This is a genomic window from Yoonia sp., from assembly GCF_046292185.1.
GTDB lineage: Bacteria > Pseudomonadota > Alphaproteobacteria > Rhodobacterales > Rhodobacteraceae > Yoonia.
In genome coordinates this window covers 1-4,963 of record NZ_JBKBQY010000147.1, presented here as the reverse complement: position 1 = coordinate 4,963, position 4,963 = coordinate 1, and the positions used below count along the sequence as shown (strand labels likewise).

Below are 4,963 nucleotides of genomic sequence, written 5' to 3'. Positions count from 1 at the left end.
TGCCCGTCCAGCGTGATCATCATCGCACCGGCGACCCCGCAGATGGCAGAGCCGAGGATGAAGATCTGCAGATGCCGTGCGGTGACATCCTTGCCCATGGCGCGCGCTGCGGTTTCATTGTCGCGGATCGCGCGCATCATCCGGCCCCATGGGCTGTTCAGCGCCTTTTCCGCCATCCAGAGCAGGATCAGCAGCACCACCACGAACAGGCCCGCATAGGCAAGCTTGGTATAGATGCCCGACGCCAGCACGGGGTTCATCCCAAGGCTCAGCGCGCGTTCGACAAAGACGGGATCTTGCTGCAATTCAATCTCGAACGGGACAGGGCGCGGCAGGCCGATGACGTTCTTGACGCCGCGCGACAGCCAGTCCTCGTTTTTCAGCACGGCGATGATGATTTCGGCGATGCCCAGCGTCGCAATCGCCAGATAATCGGACCGCAGGCCAAGGGCCGTTTTGCCGATGATCCATGCCGCACCCGCCGCCAGCAATCCGCCCACAGGCCATGACAGCAGGATCGGCAGGTTCAGACCGCCCAGATTGCCGCTGACCGAGGGGTTGATCGCCTCGACCGCGGTGACACCGGGATCGAATACGGCGCGATAGACCATAAAGCCCACGATCAGGATCGCCAGCGTGGTAAAGGTGCGGATGCGGCCCTTTTGCATCCGGCTTTGTGCCAGCACGGCGGCGACGATTGTCGCGGCCCCCAGCGTCAGACCGATCAGGATGTTCCAGCCGCCCGCCTGCCATGCGCCGGGGGTGGGCTGCGTCGAGACCAGCACGGCGGCCAGACCACCAAGGGCGACAAAGCCCATGACACCGATGTTGAACAGCCCGGCAAAGCCCCATTGCAGATTGACCCCCAGCGCCATGATCGCGGAAATCAGCCCCATGTTGAGGATCAGCAGGGCCGAATTCCAGCCCTGCACGACGCCAGTCCCAAGAATCAGGATTGCGACGAAACCAAACAGCAGCGGTGTGCGGATTGCGGGGTTCATACGGATTTCCCTTTGAACAGGCCGGTCGGCTTGAAAAGCAAGACGATGATCAGGATCGCAAAGCTGACGGCGAATTTATAATCGGTGGACATCAGTTGCACCAACCCTTCGGGGGCGAGGTTTTCCGGCAGCGCATAGGTCAGCACCCGTTTCCAGGCATAGGTCACGGTGACTTCGCTGAAGGCGATCACGAAGCCGCCAGCAATGGCGCCCAATGGGCTGCCCAGCCCGCCGACGATGGCGGCGGCAAAGATCGGCAGCAGCAGCTGGAAATAGGTGAAGGCCTTGAACGATTTATCCAGCCCGTAAAGCACGCCCGCCGTGGTGGCGAGTGCGGCGACGATCATCCATGTCACCTTGACCACCCAATCGGGGTTGATGCCGGACAGCAGCGCCAGATCCTCGTTATCGGAAAAGGCGCGCATGGATTTGCCGGTGCGGGTCTTGGTCAGGAACCAGAACAGCAGCGCCATGGCGATCAGCGCGACGACGACGGTGATGACCTGCGTGGTGCGGATCGCCAGCCCCTCGGCCAGGCCCGTCGCCTCGCGGAAACCGCGCACGGACACGACGAAACGTTCGCCATCGGCAAAGTTGATATCCTCGACCCCGATGACGACCCGGACGATCCCGTTCATGATGAACATCACACCCATCGATACGATGACCAGAATGACGGGGGCCGCCTTTTTCACCCGGTAGAATTTATAGACCAGCCAGTCGGTGCCCAGCAGCAGCAGACAGGTGATCGCAATCCCAAAGGGCAGGGCGATCAGGGCGGTAGGCAGGGGGCCAAAGGTGATCCCCAGCGCCAGCAGCGCATTGGTGCCGATGATGGTGATCGCGGTGCCAAAGGCCATCGTGTCACCATGGGCAAAGTTGGAAAACCGCAGGATACCGTAGATCAGCGTGACACCCAGCGCGCCCAGCGCAAGCTGCGCGCCGTAAGCCAGCCCCGGCACGATCACGAAATTCGCCAGCACGACGAATGCGTTAAGAAAATCCATATCCCTTATCCCCCAAGAAAGCTGCGGCGCACTTCGGGGTTTGCCAGCAATTCTTTGCCGGTGCCGGTATGGGCGTTGCGGCCCTGTACCAGCACATAGGCTTTGTCTGCGATTTCAAGCGCTTGGCGCGCGTTTTGTTCGACCATCAGGATCGGGATGCCAGTGCGCGCAACTTCGATGATCCGGTCGAAGAGTTCATCCATGACGATGGGGCTGACCCCTGCGGTGGGTTCATCCAGCATCAGCACCTTGGGTTTGGTCATCAGCGCGCGACCGACAGCGACCTGCTGACGCTGCCCGCCGGACAATTCGCCCGCCGCCTGATGGCGTTTGTCTTTCAGGATCGGGAACAGGTCATAGACCTGCGCCATCGTATCGCGGAAATCATCGCGGCGGATGAAGGCGCCCATTTCAAGGTTTTCCTCGACCGTCATCGAGGTGAAGATGTTGGAGGTTTGCGGCACAAAGCCCATCCCCTTGACCACCCGGTCCTGCGGCGTCAGCGTTGTGATATCCTCGCCATCCAGCAGGACGCGGCCAGAGTGGACATTCAGCATGCCGAACACCGCCTTCATCGCGGTGGATTTGCCGGCGCCGTTGGGGCCGACGATCACGGCGATTTCGCCCCGCTCGACCGCAATCGTGCAGTCATGCAGGATATCGGGGCCTTTGCCATAGCCGCCGGTCATCGCCTCGCCGATCAGAAAGGCGGTGCTTTCGGCGGGCGTGACCTTGCCGCTTTTGTTGCGCGGCATCTCGCTGCCTTGGCCTGCCGGGTTGGTGATGGACCGGTCCTTGTTACCGCGATCATCTTGGTATGGGTTGCTCATGCGCCGACCTTGTCTTTGTTCTTGAGCCCGGTGCCCAGATAGGCCTCGATCACTTGTTCATTCGCCTTGATCTCGGCCAGCGTACCTTGGGCCAGCACGCGCCCTTCGGCCATGCAGATCACCGGGTCACACAGCCGTTCGATGAAATCCATGTCATGTTCGATCACGACAAAGGTGTAATTGCGTTCCTTGTTCAGCCGGATGATCGCATCGCCGATGGTGTTCAGCAGGGTGCGGTTCACGCCTGCGCCGACCTCGTCCAGAAAGACGATTTTGGCGTCGACCATCATCGTGCGCCCCAGTTCGAGCAGTTTTTTCTGCCCGCCGGACAGATTGCCCGCGCGTTCGTCTTTCAGGTGATCGATGGTCAGAAATTCGATGACTTCGTCGGCCTTGGCGCGCAGGGCGCGTTCTTCATCGGCAATCCGCTTGCGGCCGAACCATGCGTTCCACAGCGTTTCGCCCGATTGCGCGGCAGGGACCATCATCAGGTTCTCGCGCACCGTCATGGATGAAAATTCATGCGCAATCTGAAAGGTGCGCAGCAAGCCCTTGTGGAATAATTCATGCGGCGGCAGGCCGGTGATATCGTCACCCATCATCGTCACGCGGCCCGAGGTCGGTGAAAGAACGCCTGCGATCACATTGAAAAGAGTGGTTTTTCCGGCCCCATTTGGACCGATGAGTCCGGTGATGGACCCTTCTTCGATGCGCAAGGATGCACCATCGACAGCGTGAAAACCACCAAAGGTCTTCACCAGATTTTCAACGACAATCATTTTTGCTCCCCGCGCGCGGACGTTATCGCCCGTCTTGCTTTGAAAAAGCGGCGCAGGATTGACCCCGCGCCGCCCATGATCTTGTCAGATCAGATTAACGATACCCGATGGTGGAATAGCTGCCATCGACGAATTCGATTTCCTGATAGTTGCCAGCGGATTCGCCGGGCCCGATCAGTTCGACGGCAGAGGCACCTTCGTAGTTGATGTTTTCACCAGCCGCGATCAGTTCCAGCGCCTTGGCCAGTTCACCCGGATAGATCAGTTCGCCAGGTTCGTTGGCGACATCCATCACATGATCCTTGAAGTCGGCGGAATCGGCGGACCCGGCTTTCGCCATCGCCAGCATGATCAGTGCCGCAGCGTCATAGGATTCAGGGGCGAATGCACCCGTGCCGTCGAAACCGGCGGCTTCGGCCATTTCAACGAACAATGCCGCACCCGGGCTATCGGTGCCGGGATAGGCGCCGAATGTGCCGTCAAGTTCCGACCCGAAACGGTCGTTCAACACGGACCCCACCATGCCGTCGGGCAGGTAGAATGTGTCGAATGCGCCGGTATCCAGTGCCGCACGGATCACGCCGGAACCGCCCTGATCGACGTAGCCGGCCACGACCAGCACGTCACCACCGGCAGAGGCCAGCGCGCCGACTTCGGCAGAATAATCGGCCTTGCCGTCTTCATGCGCGGCAGAGATGGTGACGGTGCCGCCAGCAGCCTCGAATTCCGCCTGGAACGCATCGGCCAGACCTTTACCATAATCGTTGTTGGTATAGGTGACAGCGACGGTATCAAAACCGCGGTCCTGCAGGATGTTGGTGATGATCACACCCTGACGCGCGTCGGATGGGGCTGTGCGGAAGAACAGGCCGTCATCTTCGACGGTGGACAGGCCCGGCGATGTCGCGGATGGCGAGATCATCACGATGCCATTGGGGCGGGCTGCGTTTTGCAGGATCGCGCTGGTCACGCCGGAACAATCGGCACCCATCAGCGCGGTCACACCGTCAGAGGTGATCAGACGTTCGGCAGCGGCAGTCGCGGCACCGGCATCGATACATGTGCTGTCGGCGCGGATGGCTTCGACGGTTGCGCCATCCAGCAGCAGGCCGGATTCGGTGACTTCGGCCATCGCCAGTTCCGCACCCGCGGCCATGGCTGGCGTGATCGATTCCAGCGGGCCGGTAAAGCCCAGGATCACACCGATCTTGACGTCCTGCGCGAATGCGCCGCCAGCGATCAGCGTCATGGCGGTTGTCGCCATCATCAGTTTTTTCATTGTCGTCTCCCTCATTGGATATTTTTACCCTGCGGCGGAGATTAGCAGGCTGTTTCCAAAAGGAAAG

The 4,963-nt window shown here is 60.4% G+C and carries 5 protein-coding genes; all 5 read right to left on the bottom strand.

The features are described 5' to 3' along the window. Positions 1–1,001: branched-chain amino acid ABC transporter permease (locus tag ACK4TM_RS17040; protein ID WP_409703650.1), on the bottom strand; the 1,001-nt coding region annotated here is incomplete at its 3' end. Further along, positions 998–2,008: a branched-chain amino acid ABC transporter permease gene (locus ACK4TM_RS17035; protein WP_409703647.1), complete on the bottom strand. Its 1,011-nt coding sequence runs from the start codon at positions 2,006–2,008 to the stop codon at positions 998–1,000. The genes ACK4TM_RS17035 and ACK4TM_RS17040, both read right to left, overlap by 4 nt. A 5-nt stretch (positions 2,009–2,013) precedes the next feature. Then, entirely contained in the window at positions 2,014–2,838 is an 825-nt protein-coding gene (locus ACK4TM_RS17030) for an ABC transporter ATP-binding protein (RefSeq protein ID WP_409703644.1), read from the bottom strand. After that, positions 2,835–3,617 (bottom strand): ABC transporter ATP-binding protein, encoded by a 783-nt coding sequence (locus ACK4TM_RS17025; protein WP_409703641.1) that lies wholly within the window; start codon positions 3,615–3,617, stop codon positions 2,835–2,837. The genes ACK4TM_RS17030 and ACK4TM_RS17025 overlap by 4 nt, the downstream gene beginning before the upstream one ends. Before the next feature lie 94 nt (positions 3,618–3,711). Further along, positions 3,712–4,896, bottom strand: coding sequence for an ABC transporter substrate-binding protein (locus ACK4TM_RS17020; protein WP_409703638.1), 1,185 nt, complete (start codon positions 4,894–4,896; stop codon positions 3,712–3,714). Between the last annotated feature and the right edge of the window lie 67 nt (positions 4,897–4,963).

Excerpts from the sequence above, each read along its gene's own strand:
- ACK4TM_RS17020 (WP_409703638.1), bottom strand. The coding sequence starts at position 4,896 with ATGAAAAAACTGATGATGGCGACAACCGCCATGACGCTGATCGCTGGC.
- ACK4TM_RS17025 (WP_409703641.1), bottom strand. The coding sequence starts at position 3,617 with ATGATTGTCGTTGAAAATCTGGTGAAGACCTTTGGTGGTTTTCACGCT.
- ACK4TM_RS17035 (WP_409703647.1), bottom strand. The coding sequence starts at position 2,008 with ATGGATTTTCTTAACGCATTCGTCGTGCTGGCGAATTTCGTGATCGTG.
- ACK4TM_RS17030 (WP_409703644.1), bottom strand. The coding sequence starts at position 2,838 with ATGAGCAACCCATACCAAGATGATCGCGGTAACAAGGACCGGTCCATC.